Origin of the sequence: Corynebacterium sp. c3Ub_189, assembly GCF_039907195.1 — a bacterium.
Taxonomy (GTDB): domain Bacteria; phylum Actinomycetota; class Actinomycetes; order Mycobacteriales; family Mycobacteriaceae; genus Corynebacterium.
This window is the reverse complement of the sequence record NZ_JASBOF010000002.1, coordinates 24,917-50,493: the sequence shown is the minus strand read 5'-3', so window position 1 is coordinate 50,493 and position 25,577 is coordinate 24,917. Positions and strand designations below refer to the sequence as shown.

26 protein-coding genes are annotated in these 25,577 nt (G+C 62.9%); 19 read left to right on the top strand and 7 right to left on the bottom strand.

Going from position 1 to position 25,577, the window contains the following annotated elements:
* The first annotated feature begins 83 nt into the window (after positions 1 to 83).
* The 10 genes from QKD99_RS01530 (at position 84) to QKD99_RS01485 (ending at position 8,415) form a co-directional block, all read left to right on the top strand.
* On the top strand, positions 84 to 1,352 hold the full coding sequence (locus QKD99_RS01530; protein ID WP_347950537.1) for a glutamate-5-semialdehyde dehydrogenase: 1,269 nt from the start codon (positions 84 to 86) through the stop codon (positions 1,350 to 1,352).
* A gap of 23 nt (positions 1,353 to 1,375) precedes the next feature.
* Entirely contained in the window at positions 1,376 to 1,993 is a 618-nt protein-coding gene (gene nadD, locus QKD99_RS01525; protein WP_269953599.1) for a nicotinate-nucleotide adenylyltransferase, read from the top strand.
* 146 nt (positions 1,994 to 2,139) lie between these two features.
* Positions 2,140 to 2,583 carry a ribosome silencing factor gene (rsfS, locus tag QKD99_RS01520; protein ID WP_179387589.1) on the top strand — a complete coding sequence of 148 codons (444 nt, stop codon included), beginning with the start codon at positions 2,140 to 2,142 and terminating at the stop codon, positions 2,581 to 2,583.
* 6 nt (positions 2,584 to 2,589) lie between these two features.
* Entirely contained in the window at positions 2,590 to 3,288 is a 699-nt protein-coding gene (locus QKD99_RS01515) for a histidine phosphatase family protein (protein ID WP_297552002.1), read from the top strand.
* Positions 3,288 to 4,163 (top strand): DegV family protein, encoded by an 876-nt coding sequence (locus QKD99_RS01510; protein WP_347950536.1) that lies wholly within the window; start codon positions 3,288 to 3,290, stop codon positions 4,161 to 4,163. Before QKD99_RS01515 ends, QKD99_RS01510 begins: the two co-directional genes overlap by 1 nt.
* 99 nt (positions 4,164 to 4,262) lie before the next feature.
* Positions 4,263 to 4,961, top strand: a complete 699-nt coding sequence (locus tag QKD99_RS01505) for a ComEA family DNA-binding protein (RefSeq protein ID WP_347950535.1) — start codon at positions 4,263 to 4,265, stop codon at positions 4,959 to 4,961.
* Between the two features lie 18 nt (positions 4,962 to 4,979).
* The gene (locus tag QKD99_RS01500) at positions 4,980 to 6,392 is read left to right on the top strand and encodes a ComEC/Rec2 family competence protein (protein WP_347950534.1); all 1,413 of its coding nucleotides are present in this window, start codon (positions 4,980 to 4,982) and stop codon (positions 6,390 to 6,392) included.
* Between the two features lies 1 nt (position 6,393).
* A complete protein-coding gene (gene holA, locus QKD99_RS01495) occupies positions 6,394 to 7,371 on the top strand; it encodes a DNA polymerase III subunit delta (protein ID WP_347950533.1) in 978 nt (325 codons plus the stop codon).
* Between the two features lie 10 nt (positions 7,372 to 7,381).
* Positions 7,382 to 7,771 carry an ankyrin repeat domain-containing protein gene (locus tag QKD99_RS01490; RefSeq protein WP_347950532.1) on the top strand — a complete coding sequence of 130 codons (390 nt, stop codon included), beginning with the start codon at positions 7,382 to 7,384 and terminating at the stop codon, positions 7,769 to 7,771.
* Positions 7,768 to 8,415: a LysE family translocator gene (locus QKD99_RS01485; RefSeq protein WP_347950531.1), complete on the top strand. Its 648-nt coding sequence runs from the start codon at positions 7,768 to 7,770 to the stop codon at positions 8,413 to 8,415. The genes QKD99_RS01490 and QKD99_RS01485 overlap by 4 nt, the downstream gene beginning before the upstream one ends.
* On the opposite strand, the gene QKD99_RS01480 is transcribed toward QKD99_RS01485, so the two are convergent.
* Both QKD99_RS01480 and QKD99_RS01475 read right to left on the bottom strand, forming a co-directional pair.
* Positions 8,412 to 9,743 carry a hypothetical protein gene (locus tag QKD99_RS01480; RefSeq protein ID WP_347950530.1) on the bottom strand — a complete coding sequence of 444 codons (1,332 nt, stop codon included), beginning with the start codon at positions 9,741 to 9,743 and terminating at the stop codon, positions 8,412 to 8,414. The two genes, QKD99_RS01485 and QKD99_RS01480, sit on opposite strands and share 4 nt — an antisense overlap.
* The gene (locus QKD99_RS01475; protein WP_347950529.1) at positions 9,736 to 10,578 is read right to left on the bottom strand and encodes a DNA adenine methylase; all 843 of its coding nucleotides are present in this window, start codon (positions 10,576 to 10,578) and stop codon (positions 9,736 to 9,738) included. The genes QKD99_RS01480 and QKD99_RS01475 overlap by 8 nt, the downstream gene beginning before the upstream one ends.
* Positions 10,579 to 10,911: 333 nt before the next feature.
* On the opposite strand from QKD99_RS01475, the gene QKD99_RS01470 reads away from it, so the two are divergent.
* Positions 10,912 to 11,490: a helix-turn-helix domain-containing protein gene (locus QKD99_RS01470; protein ID WP_347950528.1), complete on the top strand. Its 579-nt coding sequence runs from the start codon at positions 10,912 to 10,914 to the stop codon at positions 11,488 to 11,490.
* A 117-nt stretch (positions 11,491 to 11,607) separates the two neighbouring features.
* Here QKD99_RS01470 and rpsT read toward each other — a convergent pair whose 3' ends face one another.
* Complete coding sequence (gene rpsT, locus QKD99_RS01465; protein WP_005324114.1) at positions 11,608 to 11,871, bottom strand: 30S ribosomal protein S20; 264 nt, start codon at positions 11,869 to 11,871, stop codon at positions 11,608 to 11,610.
* Between the two features lie 226 nt (positions 11,872 to 12,097).
* Complete coding sequence (locus QKD99_RS01460; protein WP_347950527.1) at positions 12,098 to 12,634, bottom strand: type II toxin-antitoxin system PemK/MazF family toxin; 537 nt, start codon at positions 12,632 to 12,634, stop codon at positions 12,098 to 12,100.
* 18 nt (positions 12,635 to 12,652) lie between these two features.
* Between QKD99_RS01460 and lepA the strand changes: the two genes are divergently transcribed.
* On the top strand, positions 12,653 to 14,503 hold the full coding sequence (gene lepA / locus QKD99_RS01455) for a translation elongation factor 4 (RefSeq protein ID WP_347950526.1): 1,851 nt from the start codon (positions 12,653 to 12,655) through the stop codon (positions 14,501 to 14,503).
* A 132-nt stretch (positions 14,504 to 14,635) separates the two neighbouring features.
* Here the strand turns inward: lepA and QKD99_RS01450 are convergent, their stop codons facing one another.
* A complete protein-coding gene (locus QKD99_RS01450) occupies positions 14,636 to 15,625 on the bottom strand; it encodes an HNH endonuclease signature motif containing protein (protein WP_347950525.1) in 990 nt (329 codons plus the stop codon).
* A gap of 156 nt (positions 15,626 to 15,781) precedes the next feature.
* Here QKD99_RS01450 and QKD99_RS01445 point away from each other — a divergent pair, with 156 nt between their 5' ends.
* The 6 genes from QKD99_RS01445 to QKD99_RS01420 all read left to right on the top strand — a co-directional run bounded on the left by QKD99_RS01445 (position 15,782) and on the right by QKD99_RS01420 (position 21,647).
* Positions 15,782 to 17,158, top strand: a complete 1,377-nt coding sequence (locus QKD99_RS01445) for a M20 family metallopeptidase (protein WP_297552548.1) — start codon at positions 15,782 to 15,784, stop codon at positions 17,156 to 17,158.
* 42 nt (positions 17,159 to 17,200) lie between these two features.
* Positions 17,201 to 18,448, top strand: coding sequence for a histidine kinase (locus QKD99_RS01440; RefSeq protein ID WP_347950524.1), 1,248 nt, complete (start codon positions 17,201 to 17,203; stop codon positions 18,446 to 18,448).
* Entirely contained in the window at positions 18,445 to 19,056 is a 612-nt protein-coding gene (locus tag QKD99_RS01435) for a hypothetical protein (protein ID WP_347950523.1), read from the top strand. Before QKD99_RS01440 ends, QKD99_RS01435 begins: the two co-directional genes overlap by 4 nt.
* Entirely contained in the window at positions 19,056 to 19,718 is a 663-nt protein-coding gene (locus QKD99_RS01430; protein WP_347950522.1) for a response regulator transcription factor, read from the top strand. Before QKD99_RS01435 ends, QKD99_RS01430 begins: the two co-directional genes overlap by 1 nt.
* Positions 19,719 to 19,785: 67 nt before the next feature.
* Complete coding sequence (locus QKD99_RS01425; protein ID WP_347950521.1) at positions 19,786 to 20,997, top strand: histidine kinase; 1,212 nt, start codon at positions 19,786 to 19,788, stop codon at positions 20,995 to 20,997.
* Entirely contained in the window at positions 20,994 to 21,647 is a 654-nt protein-coding gene (locus QKD99_RS01420; protein WP_284815850.1) for a response regulator transcription factor, read from the top strand. The genes QKD99_RS01425 and QKD99_RS01420 overlap by 4 nt, the downstream gene beginning before the upstream one ends.
* Before the next feature lie 6 nt (positions 21,648 to 21,653).
* On the opposite strand, the gene QKD99_RS01415 is transcribed toward QKD99_RS01420, so the two are convergent.
* Positions 21,654 to 22,034 (bottom strand): hypothetical protein, encoded by a 381-nt coding sequence (locus QKD99_RS01415; protein WP_239192441.1) that lies wholly within the window; start codon positions 22,032 to 22,034, stop codon positions 21,654 to 21,656.
* A complete protein-coding gene (locus QKD99_RS01410; protein WP_347950520.1) occupies positions 22,034 to 23,866 on the bottom strand; it encodes a BCCT family transporter in 1,833 nt (610 codons plus the stop codon). Before QKD99_RS01410 ends, QKD99_RS01415 begins: the two co-directional genes overlap by 1 nt.
* Positions 23,867 to 24,141: 275 nt before the next feature.
* Here QKD99_RS01410 and QKD99_RS01405 point away from each other — a divergent pair, with 275 nt between their 5' ends.
* The gene (locus QKD99_RS01405; protein ID WP_347950519.1) at positions 24,142 to 25,524 is read left to right on the top strand and encodes a YeeE/YedE thiosulfate transporter family protein; all 1,383 of its coding nucleotides are present in this window, start codon (positions 24,142 to 24,144) and stop codon (positions 25,522 to 25,524) included.
* The last annotated feature ends 53 nt before the right edge of the window (positions 25,525 to 25,577 follow it).

Below are 25,577 nucleotides of genomic sequence, written 5' to 3'. Positions count from 1 at the left end.
AACCGCGCTGACGATGGCCAGCTTAACCCCACCGCGGCTGAGGTCGCTGAAATGCGCGTGGCCTTTCGTTAGGCTGGTATGGCATGAGCAACACTGAACGCGAAGAAGTTCTGTCCAAAGCCCGTGCTGCCAAGGATGTTGCGCCCGTCGTGGCGCAGCTTTCCACGCCGCGCAAAAACGAAATCTTGCAGCGCGCAGCCGAAAACCTTATCGCCCACACCGAGGATATCCTCGCCGCTAATAAGCAAGATATCGAAGCTGGCCGCGAGCGCGGCATGTCCGAGTCCCTCATTGACCGCCTATCCCTCGACGCCGCCCGCGTGGAGGGCATCGCTGGCGGCCTGCGCCAGGTTGCCGGCCTCCAGGACCCGGTAGGGGAGATCCTGCAGGGCCGCACCATGGACAACGGCATCCAGATGAAGCAGGTGCGCGTCCCGCTCGGCGTGATGGGCATGGTCTATGAGGCCCGCCCGAACGTCACCGTGGACGCCTTTGGCCTGGCCATCAAGTCCGGCAACGTGCCGCTGCTGCGCGGTTCCAAGTCTGCCCGCAACTCCAATGCCAAGCTGGTAGAAATCCTGCAGGATACCCTCGCCGAGTTCGATCTACCGCGTGAGGCCGTGCAGCTCCTGCCGTGCGAGACCCACGATTCCGTCCAGGACCTCATCACCGCTCGTGGCCTGGTGGACCTGGTCATTCCGCGTGGTGGCGCCAAGCTTATTGAAGCCGTGGTCACCGGCGCCACCGTCCCGGCCATTGAGACCGGCACCGGCAACTGTCACTTCTACGTGGATGTCTCTGCGGACCTGGACAAGGCTATCGACATGGTCATCAACGGCAAGACCCGCCGCACCTCCGTATGCAACTCCACGGAGTGCGTGCTTATCGACGCCGCCTTGGACGACTCCGCCAAGCTGCGCATCATCACCGCGCTGCAGGAGGCAGGCGTGACCATCCACGGCGACGTCGCTGAGCTCGAGGCCTTCGGCGTCAAGGATGCCGTGCAAGCCACCGATGAGGACTGGCGCGAGGAGTCGCTGTCCATGGATATCTGCGCCAAGGTGGTCGACGGCGTCGATGGTGCCATCGCCCACATCGCCGAGTTCACCACTGGCCACACCGAGGCCATCGCCGCGCAAGACGCCGACGTCCTAGTGAAGTTCGGCAACGAAGTGGATGCCGCGGCAGTCATGCTCAACGCCTCTACCGCCTTCACCGATGGCGAGGTCTACGGCATGGGTGCGGAAATCGGCATTTCCACCCAGAAGCTGCATGCCCGCGGCCCGATGGCGCTGCCGGAGCTGACCTCTACCAAGTGGATCCTGCAGGGTACCGGTCAGACCCGCCCCTAGTAGTGCGACTATAATCATCACCCATGACTAGCCCACAGCGCATCGGCATCATGGGGGGCACTTTTGATCCCATCCACAATGGCCACTTGGTAGCGGCCAGCGAGGCTGCACACCGGTTTGCCCTCGATACCGTCGTCTTTGTTCCCACCGGCCAGCCGTGGCAAAAGTCCCACCGCGACGTCACGGCGGCCGAGCACCGCTATCTGATGACGATGGTGGCCACCGCATCCAACCCGCGCTTTACCGTCTCGCGCGTAGACATTGACCGCGAGGGGCCCACCTATACCATCGATACGCTGCGCGACCTGCGCGAACTCTTCCCGGAGGCGGAGTTTTATTTCATTACCGGTGCCGATTCGCTGGCATCCATCATGAGCTGGCATAACTGGGAAGAGATGCTGGAGATGGCGCACTTTGTGGGCGTTACCCGCCCCGGCTATGAGCTAAGCGCAGATATGCTGCCCGCCGATGCGCAGGAGGATATCGATCTCATCGACATTCCCGCGATGGCTATCTCTTCTACCGCTTGCCGCGAACGCGCCGCTCAAGGCCAGCCCGTGTGGTACCTCGTTCCGGATGGGGTGGTGCAGTACATCACCAAGAACAATCTCTACGGGCCTAACCCAGATAAGCCCCTGTAGAAACTTCCGCGGCCTTCCCAAGATTTTGGGCACGGGCCTGCTAAACGTGCAAGAATAGACTCTCAATAGAGATAGTTCATACCGAATATACTCAGACGCGAAAAGGGAATTTTTACGCATTGTCTACTTCTGATCTCGCCCGCCGCATGGCAGAAACCGCGGCCCACGCCGCGCAAGAAAAGCTGGCCACCAATATCGCGGCCATTGATGTCTCCGATGTTCTCGCTATCACCGAGGTCTTCGTACTCGCTTCTGCAGACAACGAGCGCCAGGTGGGCTCCATCGTGGATGAAGTCGAAGACGAAATGACCAAGCAAGGCTTCGAGCCACAGCGCCGCGAAGGCAACCGCGAGAACCGTTGGGTGCTGCTGGATTATGGCAATATCGTCGTCCACGTCCAGCGCAATGACCAGCGCGAGTTCTACGGCTTGGACCGCCTGTACCACGATTGCCCGGCACTGGAGATCGAGGGCATCGAGGCCCCAGAGCGTCCGGGCGAATGGACCAATGGCGTTAACCCGCGCGAAGTTGATTCCATCGACGAGCTCCCACTGGCCGATAAGGTCCCTGGTGAGGACGAGGAGCTTTAAACCCGCATGAGCCGCCGCCTGATCCTGATCCGCCACGGACAAACTACCTATAACGCCACCGGCCGCATGCAGGGCCACTTGGACACTGAGCTGTCCGAGCTGGGCTATGAGCAGGCTCGCGCCGCCGCGCGACTGCTGCAGGATCAGGGAGTGTCTAAAATTGTCGCCTCCGACCTCATCCGTGCGCGCGAAACCGCGCGCGTGGTCGCCGATGCCCTTGGCATGGATTTCACCACGGATGCCCGCCTGCGCGAGACCCACCTAGGCCGGTGGCAGGGCAGGACCTCCGCCGAGGTGGATGAGGAGTTTCCAGGCGCGCGCGCCATTTGGCGCCACGACCCCACTTGGGCGCCGCCGCAGGGCGAATCCCGCGTGGATGTGGCCGAGCGTGCCCGGCCCGTCGTCGATGAGCTCATGGCAGACTTCGCCGGCTGGGACCAGGGCCCCGTCCTCATCGTGGCCCATGGCGGTGCCATCTCGGCGCTGACCTGCCACCTGCTGGGCCTTGACCATGCACAGTACGGCATCCTTTCCGGATTGAAAAATACCCACTGGTCGCAGCTGACCGCCCGCCCGGACTTTAACCCGGAAACGCCGTTATCTTCCTTGGAGTTCACCCCAGACAATGTGGGCAGCGCCCAGTGGTATTTCGACGGCTGGAATATGGGCGGCGAGGTCACCGGGGACGGCGGGGCGGATATCTAGTGACGGTTCGCGTCATTACGGATTCCTCCGCAGGCCTGCCGCCGGAGCTGGCGGAACAGCTATCCATCACCGTCATTGACCTGCACCTTATGGAAAGCCACGGCAAGGATGGCCTGGAGCGCTCCACTTCGGGGTTGAGCGCGCTGGAGTTGGCTGCCGCCTATGGCCGCGAAATGGAGCGCGCCCAGGATGATGGCGTGGTGGCCATTCACCTGTCCAAAGAGCTATCTTCCACCTATTCCGCCGCGGTGTCCGCCTCCGGCGTCTTTCCGCACACGGTGCGGGTGATCGACTCCGGTTCGGCCGGTATGGCCATGGGCGCGGCCGCCATGTCCGCGGCTAAGCTCGCCTCCCGTGGCGCCAGCTTGGACGAGTGCTATGCCGCGGCCGTCGATACCCTTAAACGCGCGGCTACCTGGGTTTACCTGCATTCCACGGAGGATCTGCGCCGCTCTGACCGCCTGTCCCCGGCCACGGCCGTGCTGTCTACGGCGCTTTTGGCCACCAAGCCGATTATGTCGATTACCCGCGGCAAGCTGGAGCTGGTGGGCAAGACCCGCACCCAGACCAAGGCTTTTACCAAGCTGGTGGACCTCATCGCCTCCCGCGCGGACGGTGAGCCGGCCTTTGTCGCCATCCAACACAACCAGGCCGAGGACGCAGCCGCCAAGTTGGAGGCGCTCCTTGCAGCGGCGCTGCCGCAGGGTTCGTCCTTTATTTGTACTCCGCTTAACGACGTCCTCTCTGTCCACGCCGGTCCCTCCGCCATTGGCGTCTCCGCCGTGTTTAGCTCCGAGCCGCCCGCCGAACCGGCACATTCTCACATACGTGGTCGACCCCGCGCCTTCCCGCCGCGCCGATCTGTGGATAACTAGACCCATCGCGCCGGGTTAGTTGACACCCACAACAAGTTATCCACAGCCCGCCTTCGCCTGGCATACCACTTAATTGCGCTCGGGCTTAGGCTCAGCGCCATGGCGGCACCCAAGATCAGCGAACGACTCCGCGAATTTACCCAACCCACCGGCGAGGAAGAACTCCTCGCCGTCGATTACCCGCGCCCGCGACTGCGCATCAGCCCCTGGCAGGCCTGCGCCGTGGCGGTCATTCTCGTTATCGGCGTGGTGGTGTGGCTCGGCATCAATGCACGCTCCGAAGAATCTTCCGGCATGCCCGAGCCTGCGGCAATGAGCCCAGGCGCGGCCCCCAGCGAAGAGCCCAGCGAAATCATCGTCTCGGTCATCGGCGAAGTTGCAGAGCCCGGACTGAAAACACTCGAGCCCGGCGCGCGTGTGGCCGATGCCCTCGACGCCGCCCAGCCGCTACCAGGCGCCGAGACCATGGCTCTCAACCATGCGCAGCGGCTTTCCGACGGCCAACAGCTCCACATCCTGCCCTCCGGCGCCGCCCCAGCTCCCGCACCCGGCGAACCCGCCCCCGCCGGCGACAACTCCAGCAGCCCAGGCGGCAGCGCTAGCGGCAGCGGCGTGAGCCTTAATAGCGCCACCGCCGAAGAGCTCATGGAACTCAAGGGCGTCGGTGAGGTGACCGCGCAGGCCATCGTGGCCTACCGCGAGGAGCACGGCGGCTTCAAGGATGTAGAAGAGCTCCTCGAGGTCTCCGGCATCGGGCCGGCGAAGCTGGAACAGCTCACAGACCAAGTCCAGCTCTAGTTCGTATTCGAGCGTGCGATGCGAGAACTGCGGCTCGTCCCCGGCGCGGCTACCGCCTGGCTGGCCGTCATCGCCGTACTCCTCGCCGGCCGCGGCTGGGCCATCGCACTCATCGCAGTCGTCGTCGCGCTGTGCCTCATTGCCCGTCAGTGGGGCCAAGCGCTCTTTTGCGGGGCGGTTGCTGGGGGTGCGGCTCTCGTCGCCGCGGTGCGCCAGGCCCGTGCCGCCGCCTTCGACCTCGGCACCGAAGTCACCGGGCGCCTTGTCACTGCACCTACGCAGACCAGTACGGGCGGCTGGCTGCTCAAGCTCAAGGTTCCGGGATACCCCACCCAGCTGCCGGTCTTTAGCCCAGAACCAATCCCGGCGGCCGCTGGCGCCGAACTTACGGCCAGGGTGAGGGCAGGGGAGTCGGATAGGGCGGGCGTCGGAAAGCTTAGCGCCAATGCCACCGACGTACAGGTAACCGCCGAGCCCGAAGGCCTGGCCGGCTGGGCGGCCGAGGTGGCCGAGAATTTCCGCGCGCTGGTACTCGATACCGTAGGCCCCTCCAGCCAAGGCCTTATTCCCGGCATGGTGCTCGGCGATACCGCGCTGCAAGATACCGCCGAACGCGACTTGTATATTGCCACCGGGCTCTCGCACTTGAGTGCTGTATCTGGCGCCAATGTGGCCATCGTCTGCTCCGCCGCGGCCGTGGTCTGCGCCGCCTTCGCGCTCGGTCCCCGCGCCCGCGTGGCCGCCTCCCTGTGCGCCCTTGCCACCTATGTTTTGCTTGTGGGCTTCGAACCCTCCGTCCAGCGCGCGGCCGTCGCTGGGGTAGTGGGGCTGCTCGCCGTGCTCAATTCCACGCGCATGGAGCCCATCCATGCGCTCAGCCTCGGTATCATCGCGCTGCTCTTTGTGGATTCCGACCTCGCCGTGCACTTTGGTTTTGCCCTATCGTGCGCCGCGACGCTCGGCATCGTGGCGCTGAGCCCGCTCATCTATAAGCATTTGGCCGTGACCGGCTGGCCCGCCATCTTTCTGCGCGCGGTCGCTGTGGCCATCGCCGCAGATATCGTTACCCTCCCGCTGGTCGCGCTCATGTCCGGTGAGGTCTCCGTCGTTTCCGTGCTGGCCAATATCCTGGTCGAGCCTGCCACCGTGCCGATTACCATCGTGGGGCTCATCGCCGCCATTTTTGCCCAGCTTGGCCCGCTGGACGTGCTGGGCGCCGGCTTGCTGCGCCTCATTGAGCCCCTCTCATGGTGGATTAATACTATCGCCCACGGCGTGGCCCACCTGCCCGTGGTCACCATCCCCGCCAACCCGCTTTTTACGCTGCTTGCCTACGCCTGGATTATCGCCGGCCTCCTCTATCACCGCCCGTGGCTCACCCTGGTGCTGACGCTGGCGGGCATCGCCTGGCTCGGCCTGGCCGCAGGCTAGAATGGCGGGCATGCCTCCAGTACACCTCATCCTCGGCGACGATGAATTCCTCACCGAACGCGCCCGCCTGCACATCCAGCGCGCCGCGGCCGAGGAGAGCGGACCCACCGGTGCCCGCCCCGAGCTGACGAAGCTAAAAGCCTCCGAGGTCTCTGAGGGAGAGCTCCTCGAGGCCACCAGTCCGTCGCTGTTTGGCGATAACCGCGTCATCGTCATCAGCGACTGCGAGCGTGCCGGCAAGGAAGTAGTCGATATCATCCTGCGCGCCTGCGCCAATCCCGCGCCGGGCATGACCATGGTCATCATCTACTCCGTGACGGCCAAGACGCTGAAGAAAAAGAAGAAGCAGCCCGAGCTCGTGGCCAAGCTGCGCAAGATTGCCGAGGTCCACGAGGTCTTCTCGCTCTACCCCAATGAGCTGGGCCAATGGGCCACCCGCGAATTTTCCAGCCACGGCGTGCGCCCCACCCCGGACGTTATCCACGCCGTGCTCGAGGGCGTGGGCTCTGACCTGCGCGAGCTAGCTTCTGCCATCTCCCAGCTGGTCTCCGATACCGGCGGCAATGTCACCCGCGAGGCGGTGCAAAACTACTACGTCGGCGTGGCCGAGGTGGCCAACTGGGACATTGCCGACGCCGCCGTCGCCGGCCGCGTCGAAGCCGCCGTATCCACCTGCCGCCGCGCCCTCCAGCTGGGCGCGAGCCCCGTGGCGATTGCCGCCGCGCTGGCCAATAAGGTCGGCGCCGTCGCCCGCCTCTACTCCGCGCGCGGGGACCAGTACTCGCTGGCGAGCCAAACCGGCCTGGCGCCCTACGTGGTCAAAATGACCCAACCGGTGGCCCGCCGCTGGTCTGCCGATAACGTTACCAAGGCGGTCATCCTCGTCTCGGAGCTCGATGCCGCCGTCAAGGGCCAAGGCGGCGAGCCTGAATTCGCGATAGAGGCGGCCGTCAAACGGGTCGCGGAACTGGCGCGATAAGCTAGAAACTATGTCTGAAACGCAAGTGCAAGAATTCGCCGGTCGACTCTTTGACATGGCGCGCGAGGGCGACCTAGACCTCCTCGCCTATATCGACCACGGCGTGAATATCGACCTCGTCAACCACGAAGGCCAGTCCTTTATCATGCTCGCCGCCTATCATGGCCACGCCGAGCTGGTTTCCGCACTTGCCCGCGCCGGCGCGGACGTCAACCTGCTCAATGATCGCGGCCAGTCCCCGCTGGCCGGCGCCATCTTCAAGAAGGAAGACGCGGCTATCGACGCCCTCCTTTCCGCCCACGCCGACCCCACCGCCGGCCAGCCTTCCGCGCTGGATTCCGCCCGCCTGTTCGGCCGCGAGGACCTCATCCCGCGCCTCGAAAGCGAGGCGGGGGAGTGACCTGGACATCCTTCTTCACCCTCTTGTTGATGAACCTGGTGGGCGTCGCCTCGCCGGGACCGGACATCATTTTGGTGACCCGCTACGCCACCCGCTCGCGCCGCCATGCCATTGCGGCGGCCGTCGGCATTCAGATCGGCGTGCTCTTTTGGTGCGCCGCCACCGTTTTCGGCGCCGCCGCGCTGCTGACGGCCTTCCCGGAAATTTTGGGCGCGGTCCAAGCCGTCGGCGGCTGCTTCCTGGTATTTATGGGTTCGCGCGCGCTGCGCAGCGGCATCGCCCAGCGCGCCAACCCGCCCGTGGACTTAGAAGACGCCGCCGCCCAGCTCGGCCGCCTGCGCACCGCCTTCAAGGTCGGCCTGGCCACGAATATGTCCAACCCGAAAATCGTGCTTTTCCTTGCCGCGATGATCGCCCCGCTGCTTCCCGCCAGCCCACCCGTCTGGCTGGCGATTGCGCTGACACTCTCGCTTTCGCTGTCGGCCTTCCTCTTCTTCCTCGTCGTCGCCACGGTAATTTCCACCAATGCCGTGCGCCGCAAGCTCATCGCCGCCGGCCCGTGGATCGACATCGGCTCTGGCCTCTTCTTTATCATCGCCGGCATCGTCCTTATCATCTCCGGCGGGCAGAACCTGCTGGCTTAAAACAGGCGCGGCGTGCCCTCGGCCACCGTGTCCAGCACCCACTGGGTCCAGCGGGCGACGGTGGAGGCGCGCCGCCGGGACGTCGCCAAGCTGAGCCCCAGCCCCTCCATGGCCGCACAAATCTCCGCGGTGCTAGCCACCGCCCCGCGGGCCAAGCTGAGCTCAAGGACTTCGCGGAAAACCCGCCGCGCCGCCAGCGCCCGTATGAGAGCCGCATTCCGGGCGTCGCGCTGCGGCTGCTCGATAACCCGCCGTCCGTGCTCCGTCGGCTCCCACGTGTCCTCCACCGGCTCCGCCAGGCCTAGGTAGCGCGCGGCGTTGGCATAATAATCCGCCTGCCGCGGGTCGAAATCATAGCGCTGGGTAATCTCCGCCTTGCTTAGCGGCTGCAGCGCTATGAGCTCGAGCAAGTTGACCACCCGCTCGAAGCTGTTGGCCTGTGGGAAGGGCACGGACGGCTCGGATTCGGGCTCTACCGCCCGCACAATGTCGAGCGCCGCCTGGGGGTCCAGATGCGAGGCGGACAGCGCGTAGCGGGCGCTATCCACCAGCGCAATGCTGCGAAAATCCGCCGGGTCCCGAAACTCATAGCGGTACAGGTGGAAAATACCATTGGAATACACCAGGTAGACCGGCACGACATCCTTGGCCAGGCGCTGCTGGAAGCGCCGGTAGGGAAAATATAGCTGCCGGATATTGAAATCATCCGAAAGGTGATTCTTCGCCTCCACCAGCACCAGGTGCTCGAGCGATTCAAAGCCGCCGTCGATTTCCATCTGCGCGCGGTCCACTGCCACATCTACACCCAAGTCCGGCAGCCGCACCTTAAGCCCGCGCGTGGACATACGACCCGCCACCGTCGCCTGCAACGGCCCGCACCCCAGGAAATCCTCTAGCATCCCGCTTGCCGACGCCCCATTTAACGCCACCGCCTCCGAGCTCACCCCCTCCAACGAAAGAGTGTCCAGACCCGCCGGCAGCTCCAGCGTGCGTACCTCGCCGCGCTGCGTTTGTGGAAACTGCTCGTACAGGTTGAATCGCCCCACCAGATATTCGCTGCGGCTGACCGGTAAGATTCCCAGTTGGAGACGCTGAAAAATCCACGGCCGCGACGTAGAAAAATCATGCTTGGCCATCAGCCGCGGCTGCCGGCCCGAGAGCCGTTCTAGCTCCCGCGCGCCGATATAGAAATACCCGCGCCGCTCCAGCTGCGCGTCGTATCCCGCCGCCAGGATGCGCAGCCAGCCCCAGTCATTGACGCCGAGCTTCACCGACTCCGGCACACCAAAGCGCGCCCGCAGCTCCTGCGCTTCCGGCCCGCTAGTCACCGCGGACCTCGTAGTTGCGCACCAGGACCTCGTCGACTTTGCCGCGTTTCGAACCAACGGAGTTAATCGCCCGCGTTGCTCCCACGATTCCTACTTCATAGTCCGCATAAAGCTCGCGGATGAACTCGGTGGCCGAATTAGACAACAGGAACTTCACCCCGCGCCTATCCAAGTCATCGCAGACCTCTTTGAGGCGCTGTTGTTCCGCACGGTCAAAGCCGCCCTTTTGGTAGCCGGTAAAGGAGCTCGTCACGTTCACCGGGTCATAAGGCGGGTCGAAGTACACGAAGTCCCCTTCGCGCGCCTCTACTACCGCCGCGGCGAAATCGCCCTGCGAGAAGGCCACATCATTCTCCGCAAAATAGTGGTGCACCGCGCGCAGAGTGTCTTCATCGCAGATAGTGGGATTCTTATAACGCCCAAACGGGGCATTAAATTGGCCGGCCGCGTTCACGCGGTACAGGCCGTTATAGCAGGTGCGATTCAGATACAACGTTCGTGCCGCGCGCTCGACGGGGGAGAGGGCGGCAAACTCGTGGGCATCCCGGTCCACTGCGCGCAGCGCATAGAAAAACTCTGCCTCATTGGGGTAGCCCGCGAGCTCCTCAATGAGCTCATCGACCCCGCCGCGCACCACCTCATACAGGTTAATGAGCTCACTATTGAGATCGTTGACCCGTGCGCTGGCCGGTTCGAGAGAGAAAAGCACCGCACCGCCACCGATGAAGGGTTCATAATAACGCCGCGGGTTCTCCGCCGGCAGAGCGGCGTGGATATGCGGCAAGAGCTGGCGCTTCCCGCCCGCCCATTTCACCAGTGGCTTAACGTTTTTCATCGTTGACTCATCTTAGCCGCCCTACCGGACACAAGCACCATCGGGCTTTCGAACGTGCAAGCGGATAAATCGAGTGCGCGGCCGGGTGAGCTTAGCGCCTTGGTTGTCTAACGTCACAGTTTTGCCGAATGGTGCCATGACGGGCGAAAATGCGCAGACGTGTCGGCGGGGAATTCCCGTGGTGTGCATGGCGGTTTCTCTGACCGAATATAAGGTAATAAAATCGCCTCAAAATCCCTTAGTTTGTAGACAAAATATAATTTCCTCACAATTTCTTAGGGAGAAAGAAAAGAAACTGAAGCTTGAAGAGCGTCGGGACAGAAAGGGGCATTTATGCCGCGTATATCAAAAATCCGAGTCGCTGCGCTCAACCTCGTTATCGAGAACGGTTATGACGGGTTCACCATGGAAGAGCTCGCTCACGAAGTGGGCGTTTCCCGCCGTACGCTTTTTAATTACATAAAAGACAAAGAATCGGCAGTTTTAGGACCCGAAATGTCGGAGGAAGTGGAGAACCAATTCCAAAATTTCGCCGCAGGATTGCCCACCGGAAGCCTGCGCGAAGACTCCGAAATTATGGCGATGGCCGAGTTTAACCGTGCCGTAGGAGATGAGTTCTTCCCCGAAATCTCCCAGCTTACGGCCCAGGCGCTGGCAAAGGACGCGAAGCTGCGCGCCCTGTACTGTCAGCGCAATAGCCGCATCATTCAGCGCGTCCGCCAGGCGGTGCAGGCCCGCGAGGGCTGGAAGTCCTCCGATCCGCGTCTCACGCCGACCGTCAATATCATCCACACCCAGTTCCTGACCGCCTTTGAGACCTTCGTGGAAACCCGTGGCGGCACTTCGCTTGCCGACGCCTTCCACAACGCCGGCGCCATCTTCGAAGACTACTTCAACGACGAACTGGCCTAAGCACCCCGCCTAAGTCTCACCGGCCCTGCCTGCCGGTTCCGCCGGCCAAAGTAAGCTAAGAAAATCCCCCGGCGCGCTCCGTAGAGCGCGACCGGGGGATGATCTGTGCAATGGCTCTTAGTCCATCTTGTTGAACGCGGAAGCCATGCCGGACTTCTTGTTGGCTGCGGTGTTGCGGTGGAAGACACCCTTGGACACGGACTTGTCCAGGGCGCGGGATGCCACGCGCAGCTGCTTCTCAGCAGCAGCCTTGTCGCCAGCGGCAACGGTCTCGCGGAACTTGCGGATCTCGGTACGGACGGCGGAGCGAACGGACTTGTTGCGCTGACGTGCCTTCTCGTTGGTGATAACGCGCTTCTGCTTGGACTTGATATTTGCCATGAAAAATACCTCTTAGTAATCGAAAGTGATTGACGTAGAAACCGACCTACTCGGACTACTCCCGCGGCCAGCAAACGCTGGCGCGCTCGGCGCTGGTATTCGAAGAGCGAACCCAAGGTCCTGCCCGCCCCGACCAGCGCGCCCGGCAAGTAAGTAACCAATACACAATAGCAGTACCGAACCCGACCTGCCAAAACCCTCCCCGCGGCCGCGGCCTTCACGCCGGCTAGGCCCAGTGGTAGCGCGACCGCAACCTATTCGCGATTCGTTCGAACCTGCGTTCCGGAAAAAGCGTGCCTTGCCGGCGCACCTGCTCCTCGGATACCTCGAGCAGGCGGTCGAGGCGCACCCAGCAATCGCACCCGGACTCGTCCCACTCGCCGGCGCCGATTTCCAGCCAGGCGTCGTCAAGCGCATGCTTTGGGTTGGGGGAGATAAGTAAGCCCATTACCGTGGTGCGGGTGCGGCCGACGACCAAGATAGCCCGCTCGCGCGGTGGTGCCTGCTTACCTTCGGCCGGTACCCACACCCAGACCACCTCGCCGGAATCAGCCTGGCCGTCCATATCGGGGGTGAAAAATATGGACCGGGGGTGGGAGGCAGTGGCCTCTACCTGGATATCGGCGGCCTTGCGCGGCTCGTGGAACTCATCCGACCTATCCAGTCCCAACCGGGAATTAATGCGGCTCAGGCCGGTGTCTATCGGCTCGCGCTCGCTGATTCCCAGCGCTTGGCGCAGACGGGTGAGCATGGCGCTTTTCATGTCGACTATTGTAGACGTATGTCTGAAAACTTTGCGGCCACGACGTTTACGGATCCCGCCCGAATCCGAAACTTCTGCATTATTGCTCACATCGACCACGGCAAGTCGACGCTGGCGGACCGCATCCTGCAGCTATCCAAGGTGGTTGCGGAGCGCGATATGCGTGACCAGTTCCTCGATAATATGGACATCGAGCGCGAGCGCGGCATCACCATTAAGGCGCAGAACGTGCGCCTGCCGTGGGTGCCCCAGTCCGGCACTGCGCAGGGGGAACAGATTGTCATGCAGATGATCGACACTCCCGGCCACGTGGACTTTACTTACGAGGTATCCCGCGCGCTCGAGGCATGTGAGGGCGCCATCCTGCTTGTCGACGCCGCCCAGGGCATCGAAGCCCAAACCCTCGCCAACCTCTACCTGGCGATGGAAAACGACCTGGAAATCATCCCGGTCCTCAATAAAATCGACCTGCCGGCCGCCGACCCAGAAAAATACGCGCTGGAAATCGCCAATATCATCGGCTGCGAGCCGGAAGAGGTGCTGCGCGTGTCGGGCAAGACCGGCGAGGGCGTCGTCGAGCTGCTGGACAAGGTCTGCGAGCTAGTTCCGCCGCCGTCTTCTAAATTCGACGCCGATGCACCGGCCCGCGCCATGATTTTTGACTCCGTCTATGACACCTACCGCGGCGTGGTGACCTATATCCGCATGGTGGACGGCAAACTCACCCCGCGCCAGAAGGTCACCATGATGTCGACCAACGCCAACCATGAGCTGCTGGAAATCGGCATTGTCTCGCCCACGATGCAAAAGTGCGAGGGCTTAGGGCCCGGCGAGGTGGGCTACCTCATTACCGGCGTAAAGGACGTCCGCGAGACCAAGGTGGGCGATACCGTCACCTGGTCCAACGGCGGCGCCGAAACCCCACTCAAGGGCTACAAGGACCCGGACCCGATGGTCTACTCCGGCCTTTTCCCCATTTCCCAGGCCGACTTCCCGGACCTGCGCGATGCTTTGGAAAAGCTGCAGCTTAACGACGCCTCCCTTACCTTCGAGCCCGAAACCTCCGTCGCCCTTGGCTTTGGTTTCCGCTGCGGCTTCTTGGGACTTTTGCACATGGAAATCACCCGCGACCGCTTGGAGCGCGAGTTCGGCCTCGACCTGATTTCCACCGCGCCTTCGGTGACCTACCGCGTGGTGGCTGAAGACGGCGAGGAAAAGTGGGTCCACAACCCGTCTGACTGGCCAGAAGGAAAGCTCAACGAGGTCTATGAGCCCGTGGTGAAGATGACTGTCATCGTGCCCGAGCAGTTCGTCGGCCCCACCATGGAACTCTGCCAGTCCAAGCGCGGCCAGATGGGCGGCATGGACTACCTTTCCGAGGACCGCGTGGAGCTGCGCTACACCATGCCGCTCGGCGAAATCATCTTCGACTTCTTCGATATGCTGAAGTCCCGCACCAAGGGCTACGCTTCGCTGAACTATGAAGAGGCCGGCGAGCAGCTTGCGGATTTGGTAAAGGTCGACATCTTGCTCAACGGCGACCCAGTCGACGCCTTCTCCGCCATCGTCCACCGCGATTCCGCCCAGTGGTACGGCAATAAGATGACCAAGAAGCTCAAGGAGCTCATCCCGCGTCAGCAGTTCGAGGTGCCCGTCCAGGCGGCCATCGGCTCGAAGATCATCGCCCGCGAAAACATCCGCGCCATGCGTAAGGACGTGCTGGCGAAGTGCTACGGCGGCGATATCTCCCGTAAGCGCAAGCTGCTGGAGAAGCAGAAGGCCGGTAAGAAGCGCATGAAGACGCTGGGCTCCGTCTCGGTGCCGCAGGAGGCCTTCGTGGCCGCGCTGTCTACCGACGCCGACGATTAATCCACCCCACGCATGTCGAACTCACCTCGCAGCCACGCCGTGGTTGCGAGGTTGTCAGCTGCCGGATTCCACGGCAGGCTTGAGCGCCCCGGTCCGCGCAGGAGGGTTGGGGCTGGGGCTTCAGGCGAGTAGTTAGGTTGAATCGGCCCAGGGTGGGACCCAGACTATTCGGCCCTGGCGCCGCTCGAGGCGGCCGCGCACCGGCGGAGCGTGCGGATCGTCGTCGTTGACGCCGTTGTGATACGGGCACGCCACGCTGAGATTCGCCATATTGGTCTCGCCGCCGTGCTTCCACGCCTGCAGGTGGTGGATCTGGCACTTATCCGCTGGATAGTTGCACTCCGCCCACGGGCAGGTGGGGTTTTCCGCACCCGCCATGAGCCGCTGCTTTTCCGAGGCATGCCGCGAGGTGCGATACAGGTTCACCGCTCCCTCATAAGGATGGACGAGGGTGACGAGCCCGCATTCGGCCAAGCGCTTTTCTACCAGCTTCGCGCCGCTGATTTCGGCGCCATTGGTAAGGCGCAGCGTGATTTCCTCGCCTCCGCCGCTTAAGATTTCATCCAATTCATCGAGCTGAATGATGATATTCGTCGTCGCGGCAGGCCGCGCCGCAGCCCCGCCGCGGAAGAAGATATTCTCTACGGAATCAAGCGGCTTCTCCTCGTTGATGCTGGCGTGCAGGTCAGCAATGAAATCGGAATCGCCGGTAATCGATAGCGTCGACGGGCCGCCCTTGCGCCGCGTCATCCGCACCCCTTTTTCCGGCTGTCGCGGCGGATAGAGCTCTTTCAGCCGCGTGCGCGCGAGCTGCTCCACGTCCTGGTCGGTCGCGCATAGTTCAGCCCGCAGCGCCCACGCATCCCGCTTGGATTTCGTGCGCGAGACGTACTTTTCGATAATCTTCAACGTCGCCAAGCAATGCTTGGTTGCCCGGCACGAGCGCTGCCGGCGGGTGAAGGGAGTGGGGCCAAAGTAGACGTCGGCAAGCGCAAGCAGGCTCCGTGCCTCCTGCCGGGGAAGCCCCAGCCGGCGCAGGTCGGCCTCGCGCGCGTCAGAGACCTCGCCGAGAAGCTCCATCGGCGAGGCAAGTTGGCGGGCGTAGTCCTGCAAGCGGGTCATGCCGGTGAGCCTAAGGCACCCCGCAAGCCCGCGGTAGCCCACCCGCGCCCGCCTGTGGATAACTCGCCCCACCCGTCACACCAACCCCGAACCCGCCGGGCGCCCTGTGGATAACCTGCGGTACCCTCGAATAGGAAAGCGAGAAAGGAGCTCCCCATGACTGACCCGACCAAGCGGATTCGCCCCGCCAACCCCGGCCGCCTGGCCGCCCCGCGCCAGGCCCAGCAGCTGCCGCCCCTGCCGGTGACGCGGGCGCGCATTGGTGAGCGGGTGGCCACCGAGGTATTCCAGGAAATGGGCGAGGGCATGCTCGAGGAGCTGCAGAACTTTCGCCGCGACCTGCACCGAAACCCGGAAATCGGCCTGGACCTGCCGCGCACGCAGAAGAAGGTCCTAGAAGCGCTGGAGGGCCTGCCGCTGGAAATCCACGTGGGCCAGGATTTGAGCTCGGTGGTGGCCGTACTGCGCGGCGGCCAGCGCGGCGAGCGGCCGGTGTCGGTGCTTTTGCGCGCGGACATGGACGCCCTCGAGGTGCGCGAGCAGACCGGCAGCCCGTTTGCGTCGACGAATGGCTATATGCACGCCTGCGGTCATGACCTGCACACCGCCGGCCTGGTGGGCGCGGCGCGGATTCTGTGCGAGCACCGCGAGGAGCTACACGGCGATGTCACCTTCATGTTCCAGCCCGGCGAGGAAGGCCCGGGCGGCGCGCTGCCGATGATTGAGGAGGGCGTCCTCGACGCCGCTGGCCGACGCCCCATTGCTGCCTACGGCCTCCACGTCGGCCCCCAGGACCGCGGCACCTTCCACTATGTGCCGGGCCCGATGATGGCTAGCTCGTCCAACCTGACCATTACTGTGCTGGGCAAGGGCGGGCACGGCTCCCGCCCGCACGATGCCATCGACCCGGTGGCGGCGCTGGCGGAGATTCAGATGTCGCTGCAGACCGCGCTGACCCGCCGTTTTGATGCGCTGGAGCCCATCGTGATTACCGTGACCAACCTGTGGGCTGGCGACGGCGCGTATAACGCCATCCCGGAGCGCGCGGCTTTGGGTGCGACGGTGCGCGTGCTGCGCGATGAGAAGATCGACGCCGTGCGGCAGATGATTACGGAGGTCTCCAGCTCCGTCGCTGCCTCGCACCGCTGCACCGCGCAGGTGGATTTCGAGATTTTGTACCCCACCACCAAGACCAATGCGCGTGAGAATCAATTCGCCGCCACCTTGTGGGGCCAGATGTTTGGCGCCGAGAACGTCCAGCCTTTCGACGCCCCGATGATGGCCTCCGAGGACTTCGGCTACGTCCTCTCTCAGGTCCCGGGCACGTTTATGTGGATGGGCACGGCCAATCCGGAAAAGCCCGAAAATCAGCGCGAGTGGAATCACTCGCCGATGATGCGCTTTGATGATTCCGTACTCGGCATGCAGGCCGCCGCGCTGGCGGCCGTGGCGTTTGAGCGCCTGGCTACCGAGAACGAGCATCCGTCCGCGCAGACGAAGGCCATGCGCGATGCGGCCGGGGTGCAGAAATAAATCATCCCTAAGTACTATGGCCGCGGGCTTAAGCTTGGGGCCATGGTCAGAACGAAGTGGAGTACGGCGGGCATCGTGGCCGCCTGCGCGGTGGGGAATTGGCTCGTCGGCATGGTGCTGATGAACCTCGATATTGAGGAGTACTCGCCGACATTTGAGGAGTACGGGCCCTATATCTGCACCGGGTTTGCGATGGGCGTGCTGGGTATTTTCGCCCTGCCCTTTGCCCTGGAGCACCAGCCGCGCGAGCTTTCCGACGTCGACTATGCCGGCTCCACCCGCAGCTTCATCGCCGGGTGCATCGTACTGCTGGCGTCTAGTTCCTATTTCGGCGCGGTCAGCGGAGTTGTGGCTTTTATTTCTATGGTTTCACGCCGCTCGACCTCGCGCTCGGTGGTCGCGGTGGCATGCTTTGTACTGGCGTTTGCGATAGATACGAGCTTCAACCCGTACCTAAGTTGGGACGAGATCGGATGGGTTGGTGCCATCTTCGTCGTGGTTGTGATGGTCGCGGGCTTGCTTGCAGGCCAAAAACGCGGCAATCAGCGCGAAAAGAGGTGGCGGGTAGAGCAGCAAGCCCGGATGAACCGCGAAGAGATGCGCGCCAAGGTGGAGCATGCAAGGCGAGAGGAGCGCGAGAGCATCGCGCGGGATATGCACGATTCGCTCTCGCATCGGCTGAGCCTTGTGGCCATTCATGCGGGAGCGCTGAGCTATCCGCGTGAGGGCGTGCCGGCCGAGTTCACAGATGCAGCGCGCACCATCCGCACGGAGGCCCAGAACGCGGTCGAGGATTTGCGCACCGTCCTAAGCGCCTTGCGCGAAGACCTTTCCCAGGATCCACGCAGCGGCTTGGAGGAGCTGGTCGCGGCCGCGCGCGAGGCCGGCACGGAAGTGACGGTGACCTACGCTGACGGTGCCGGCCCGGATGTTTTTACTGGGTTGTCCACGATGGCGCAGCACGCCGTGCACCGCGCAGTACAAGAGGGCCTGACGAACGCACGCAAGCACGCGCTCGGTCAGCCGGTAAGCATCACGGTGCGCGAGGCGGCCGGCGCGGTGGACATCGAGATGCGTAACCCAGTCCCGCGCGGGAAGGCAGGAGCCAACACGGACGGTGTCGAGGGAGGCGCAGGTGGCTACGGTCTAGTGGGCCTGCGCGAGCGCGTGGAGCTTTCCGGCGGGCGTATGAGCATCACGGCTGACCAGGGAAGTCCGGAAAGAAAGGAAGGCGAGGAATTCGGATGGAGTATCCAGCTACCGCTAGCGCACAAGGAGGCCACACGATGAGCGAGATGAGTTGGCAACTGCGCCATCCCGAATACGGGCTCATGCGCATCGACTTAGAAGAGACCACAGCCCGCGAGGGATGGACGGGAGAGTACCTAGACTTTAAGCGCAGTCTTTTTATCTCCACTGTTGACGGAACTTCGCGCAAGCTCAGCTATACCGATACCGATGACTCGGCCTATAGCCTGGAATTCCTGCGCGGACACTGCGATGATAATGCGCCCGAAGACGCCGACCGCATCGAGCTGGTGGAGCGCCGCGGTTACGTCGTGCCGGAGTTTCGCGGGCAAGGCGCAAGGGTGATGTTTGCGGCGGTGGGGAGGCCGGACGTCGATAAGCAGCTGCACCGGGTAAGCCTGTGGACGTTGCTCCTGCAGACTGCGCTGACGTTCATTGCGGTCACGCTAGTCATCGAATTTTTCCCCAAATTCTTCGAAAAGCTAAACGATATTCTCGTGCCCTCCTTCCTCAACGGCGTAGTGGCAGGCCACGTGGGAATCGTGCCGATAGCGCTCGCGGCAGTGGTGGCGGTTACTGTGGCCTATACGCCCGTCGCGTCGCAACTGTGGCGTGCGCGGTGGAATCAACCAGTGGGAAAGGGAGCATAATGGCCGATGCCCTGCGCGTAGTGCTCGTTGATGACGAGGCTCTAGTCCGCAGCGGCCTGCGCCTGCTGTTGTCCAATGCTCCCGATATTGAGGTCGTGGCCGAAGCGAGCAATGGCCGGGACGCGGTGGCTACCGTGCTCGACGCGCAGCCCGATGTGGTGCTGATGGATATTCGCATGCCGGTCATGGATGGCATCGCGGCCGTGGAGAAGATTCTGTCCGTCCACGCAGTGCCGATAATCATGCTCACGGCCTTCGATACCGATTCCTTTATTTTGCGAGCCCTGCGCGCCGGGGCGGCTGGGTTCTTGCTCAAGTCAACGCCGCCGGAATCGCTCATGGCGGCCGTGCGTGCGGCCGCGGCGGGGCAGCCGTTGTTGAGCCGGCAGGTCGTCGACAAGCTGGTAAGCATGCAGGGGCCCGCGCTTGACGACGCCCATTCGCACCACACCCGCACCGCCCGCAACCGCCTAGGGAGGCTTAGTTCTCGCGAGCTCGAAATCGCCGAGCTAGTAGCCCAGGGCTTGAATAACCAGGAGATCGCCGACCAGCTTGTGGTGTCCATGGCCACGGTAAAGTCCCATATGCAGCACATTTTGAAAAAGATTGGCGGCACGAGCCGCGTGCATATTGCGATCATGGTCTTGGAAGCCCGCGGTTAGGGAGCAGAGAATCCTCCCTGCGGGGGATACCGCGCGGGCGGCGGGCCGGCTTAAACTGGTGCGCGTTATGAAGTTATTCCGAAAATCCGATGCGATGCTGCAGCGCCCGCTGTGGCTAAAGCTCGTCATCGCCGCGGTGGCCTTGATCGGCGATTTTTTGGTCGCCTCCGTCCGCCTAAGTTCTTCCGAGGTCGTTGAAGATCGGTTAGTGCCCACGTTTGCAGCGATGATAGGCACCTGGATACTGTTGCCCTTTGCCCTGCGCCATACCGCTGCGGAGCGCGACCCGCGTAGCACCCAGCCGGGTCCGCGCAGCGCGTTGGTAGCGGCGACGATCATTTCCGCGACGGTCTCGATAGCTGAGGTCCGGCCATCGGTATTTATGGCGGCGTTTTCCGCTGCTTCGCGGCGCAGCCGGCTGTGGATGGCGGTAGTGTGCGTGGCCATGCTGGTTTCCAAGCTAGCAGCCACGGATATTTCCATACCTGCGGGTGAAAGTTTTGCGTATAAGCTGGGTTACTTCGGTAGCCTTGTTTACCCTGCGCTAATTGTTTTGGTTGTTGGGCTGGTGCGGTCGAACCAGAAGGAGCGCACGATTGCGCTTCAAGCGCAGGCCGAGCTCACGCATGAGGAAATGGCCACGCGGGAAAACTTTGCGCGGCAGGAGGAGCGCGACCGGATTGCGCGGGATATGCACGATACGCTCTCGCACCGGCTGAGCATGATTGCGGTCTATGCCGGCGGGCTTGCCTACCGCAAGGATTTAGATCCGGAGGAGACGCGGAAATCTGCGCGCACGATTCGTGATGAAGCCGAGGCTGCCGTGGGGGATCTGCGCGAGGCGCTGCACTCGCTGCGCAGTGAGGGGCGCATTGACCCACGCGAGGGCGTGGACTCGCTGGTGGAGCGCTCCCGCCGGGCGGGCATGGACGTGGAGGTGCGCTACAAGCAGGGCACGGGGCCGCAGTCGCTGGCGGAGCTTAGCACCATGGCCGGCCACGCGCTCAATCGCGCGGTCCAGGAGGGCTTGACCAACGCCCGCAAGCACGCGCCGGGCGAGCCGGTGACCATCACCATCGCCGCGCTTGCCGACGCCCTCTTGATCACCATGTCCAACCCCGTCGGCCCAGCCGGGAAGAAGGAGAGCGGGAACAGTGGCGGGTACGGGATCGTCGGCATGCGCGAGCGCGCTAGTGTGGTGGGCGGATCACTGCAGGTAAACGATGAGGACGATAGGTTCTCGTGGACTCTGCGCCTGCCCAGGAAGGAAGTACAGTGAGTGAGATTCGTGTGGTGCTTGTCGATGATGAGCCGCTGCTGCGCCACGGCCTGCGCATGATCTTGGAAGGCGCGCCAGGCATTAGCGTCATCGGCGAGGCCGGAAACGGCAAGGAGGGAGTGGAACTCATCCTGGCCGAGGAGCCGGACGTGGTGCTGATGGATATTCGCATGCCGGTCATGGACGGCATCGAGGCGACGGCGCAGCTGCACTCGCTGGCCGGTGCGCGTGATATCCCGGTAGTGATGCTCACCGCCTTTGATACCGACGAATTCATCCTGCACGCCCTGCGCGCTGGGGCGGTGGGCTTTTTGTTGAAGACGACGGCGCCGGAGGCGCTGGTGGCGTCGGTAAGAGCGGCGGCCCAAGGCCAGCAACAGCTCAGCCCGAAGGTGCTAGAAAACCTGGTGGGGCTGGCGGCCACGCCGGCGCAGCCGGAGCAGGAAATGATTCAACCCAGCGGGCTGGCCGAGCTGAGCGAGCGCGAGAATGAAATCGCCCAGCTGGTGGCCCAGGGGCTAAGCAACGCCGAGATTGCCGAGCAGCTGTTCATTTCCCTGACCACGGTCAAGACGCACATGAAGCACATCCTGGCCAAAATCGATGGCACCAACCGGGTGCATATCGCGATTGCGGTGCTCGGCGGTTAGGCGTGGCTAGGGCCGGCGGAAAATGGCGGAGGCTAGGCCTACCAGCGCGATGACGCCGACGATAAGGGACGCCACCGGCCAGTACTGCGGGAAGTACTTGAGCGTGTAGCCGAATACTTGGCCGTCATCGAACTGCTGCCATAGCGCGAAGGGCATCCACCACAGCTTGCTCAGCGCCAGGATCGCGCCCACTAGGCCGGCGGCAACCCGTGCGCCACCGCGCAGGAAGAAGCTCGCCGCAACCAGCAAGACGCCCGCAATGGTCAGGGCGAAGAGGAGGGGAGTTTCGGTGCCGAGCGGAGAGCCGCGCAGCAGGAACTCGTGGTCGATTGCGTGTTGCTCGATGAGCGTATAGCCATCGAGGACAACGTCGTCTGGGATGCCCATTATTTCTCCTTCTTTTCACCCTCAAAGTCAGGGTGGTTCTTATCGTGTTTGGGGTCGTAGCCGTCGGACCAGACTCCGGTATCGAAGTCGTAGTCGACGTTCTCGCCTTCCTCATCGGTGCGCTGGTACCACTCGGTATAGCGCTCGGCGGAGGAATCGAAATCGTGGCCGGCGCCGCGGTCGCCCTCGGCGTGCTGAACGGTGAACTCGAAGTCATCGCCATGCTCTTCGATGCCGCGCATGATCGCGTTGTCCATTGCCGTGCGGGCGTAGGTGCGGCGGATAAACATCGGGTCCGAGCGCAGGTCGCGAATGAAGGCCACCATCATGGCCAAAAGCACTAGGCAGAAGGGGAGGGCGGCGAGGATGGTGAGGTTTTGCAGGCCGGTCAATACGTCTTCGCCGCCGGTTAGCAGCATGACAATGGCGATGCCCATCATGCACACGCCCCAGAAGATGACCACGAGCTTATTCGGGGTGGGGTCACCCTTGGAGGACATCGTTCCCATCACCACGGAGGCCGAATCCGCTGAGGTGACGAAGAAGACGGCCAGCACCACAAGCAGGATATACGGAGTAATGGAACCTAAAGGCAGGTCCTGGAACATGGCGAAGAGCACCTGCTCATTAGAGGATTCGCCGTCGAAGCCGGCGATGCTTTCGCGGTTAAAGGAAATCGCGGTGCCGCCAAAGATGGTAAAGGCGAGGATGAGGATGGTGGTAGGCGCGAAAACCGTGACGGCGGTAAATTCCCGGATGGTGCGACCGCGGGAGATGCGCGCGACAAAGAGGCCGACGAACGGCGTCCAGGCGATCCACCAGGCCCAGTAGAAGGCGGTCCAGTAGGACTGGAACTCGATGGTCTCATCGCCCCAGGACAGTCCCTTGGCCATCATCGGCAGAAGCTGATCGATGTAGGTGACGATGCCGGCCGGGATGAGGTTGAGCAAGAGCAGGGTGGGGCCGACGAGGAAGACGAAGATCACCAGCCCCAACGTCAGCGAGATATTGATATTGGAAAGGTAGCGCACGCCGCGCGCTACGCCGGAGACCGCGGAGAGGATAAACGCGCAGCCAAGCACGGCGATAATGATGATGAGCGCGGTATTGGTCATGGAGCCCGCACCGCGGATGATGGTGACGCCTTCGCCGATTTGGATGGCGGATAGGCCCAAGGTGGCGGCGGTGCCGAAGAGGGTGGCGATGAGCGCGAGGACGTCGATAAGCTTGCCCACCGGCCCATCCGTATCGCGGGAGCCGAAAAGCGGCTTGAAGATGGAAGAGACCAAAGGCACGCGCCCGCGGCGGTAGGAGGAATAGGCAATCGCCGCGCCGACCAGCGCGTAGGCCGCCCAAGGGGATATGCCCCAGTGGTAGTGGGCCTGGGCCATGGATTGGTGCAGGGCCTCGACGGTATTGCCGTCCACCGTGTGCGGCGGCGGCGTGAGGTAGTGCGATAGCGGCTCGGACGGGCCATAGAAGAAGATGCCCACGCCGATGCCGGCACCGAACATCATGGCCACCCAGCTGAAGTGGCTGAACTCGGGCTCCTCGTCATCGGTGCCGAGCTTGATGCGCCCCAACCGAGAGCAGCCGATATAGGCCATGGTGACAATGGCCAGCATCATGGTGATATTGAGCAGCCAGCCAGCGTTAGTAATGGCCCAGCCAAAGGCGGAGGAGGAGGCGCTGGCCACGCTATCGGGCATGAGGACGCCCCAGATAATGAAGGCGACGATGAGGATGGCGGTGATGAAAAACAGCGGTTTATCCAGGCCAAACTTATTGCGCTGGTCTTCGACGCTGATGCCGGGAACAAGCCCTGGGTGCATGTTATGGGGGTATAAGCCCACGGCGCTGCCCTTGTCACGTGGTTCAAGGGAGCGATGATACGCGCGGGTGGATCGGGAGGAGTTCACGAGTTCCTTACGCGGCAGAGGTATGTCCCTGCCTTACTAGACGGTTCTCTTATTGTCCTGCACCGCTGCAAAAACCGCAAATGTAGTGCATAAATGTCACGCTATAAAACAGGGTTGTGCAGTAAATATAGACAATTCTGTCTTAGGTGTCGTAGGCTGAAGCCCTTAACTCGATACAAGGAGAAATAGTGATTATTACCGGACTTCTCACTGGCATCGTCTTTGGTGCCGTGCTGCAGCGCGGGCGCTTCTGCGTAACCGGCATGCTGCGCGATATTTTCCTCAATAAGACGTGGCGCGGCTTTACCGCCCTGCTCATTTTGATTTCGGTGCATGCCTTTGGCCTGACGCTGTTGACTGGCACGGGCGTGCTTTCGCCGGAATTTAGCGATTTCAAGCCGGTAGCCGTCGTCGTGGGCGGCTTCATCTTTGGCCTCGGCATCATCTTGTCCGGCGGTTGCGCGTCCGGCACGTGGTACCGCTCGGCCGAGGGACTGGTCGGCTCGTGGATCGCGCTGCTGTTTTATGGGCTTTCGGCCGCGGCCATGAAGTCCGGCCCGCTGTCCGGTGCCAATGACTGGTTCAAGCAGTGGAGCCTCCCAGTTACCACCATCCACGGCGCGCTGCATATCTCACCGTGGATCCTGGTGGCGGTCCTGTGGGTCGTGACCTTCCTGCTGTGGCGCCACTATCGCGCCAAAGACGCCGGCCGCCCCAAGGTGGACCTGGGACAGCCGTGGTACGCCAAGCCGCTGAATATGAATATCGCGGCCGTGCTCGTTGGCATCATTGGCACGGTGGGCTTTGTGCTCTCGGCCGACGCTGGCCGCAATGGCGGCCTCGGCATCACCACGCCGACCGCGGACATCGTTCGCTGGACCGCCACCGGCGATTCCGCCCGTATGAACTGGGGCACCCTGTTGGTTATCGGCCTATTGGTGGGCGCTTTTATCGCCGCCAAGTCCGCCGGTGAGTTCCGCGTGCGCGTTCCCGATGCGCAGACCGCGACCCGCGCTATTTGGGGCGGAATCATGATGGGCGTAGGCGCGTCACTGGCCGGTGGCTGCACCGTGGGCAATGGCATGGTGGAGACCTCCCTGTTTAGCTTCCAGGGCTGGGTATCGCTGTTCTTTATGGCCCTGGGCGTCGGCGCGGGCGCGCGCTTGTGGCTGAAACCCAAGAGTGGGCCACAGCAGCCGCAGACTTACTCCACCGAGGAATCCGTGGATAGTTCGGTGGTCTCCGCCGAGGATAAGGTGCTGCCGAGCTTTGCCACTGCCACCGGGGCAGTAGCGCTCAAGACCAAGCCGCAGGCGAAGGACAAGGCCCGTGCGCTGGGCGGCGGGCGCTATGCGCTCGATACCCTTGGCGCGGTGTGCCCGTTCCCGTTGATTGAGGCCAAGCAGGTCATGGCGGAGCTGGAGCCGGGCGAGGCGCTGGTTATTGACTTTGACTGCACCCAGGCCACCGAATCCATTCCGCAGTGGGCGGCCGATGAGGGCCATGAGATTCGTGATTTCCATCGCTCGGGCGATGCTGGTTGGCAGGTCACGGTGGTCAAGGGCGGATAATTACATCATTGTCAGCTACTATGTGGAGGCAGAAGAATCGAGCGTGATTCTTG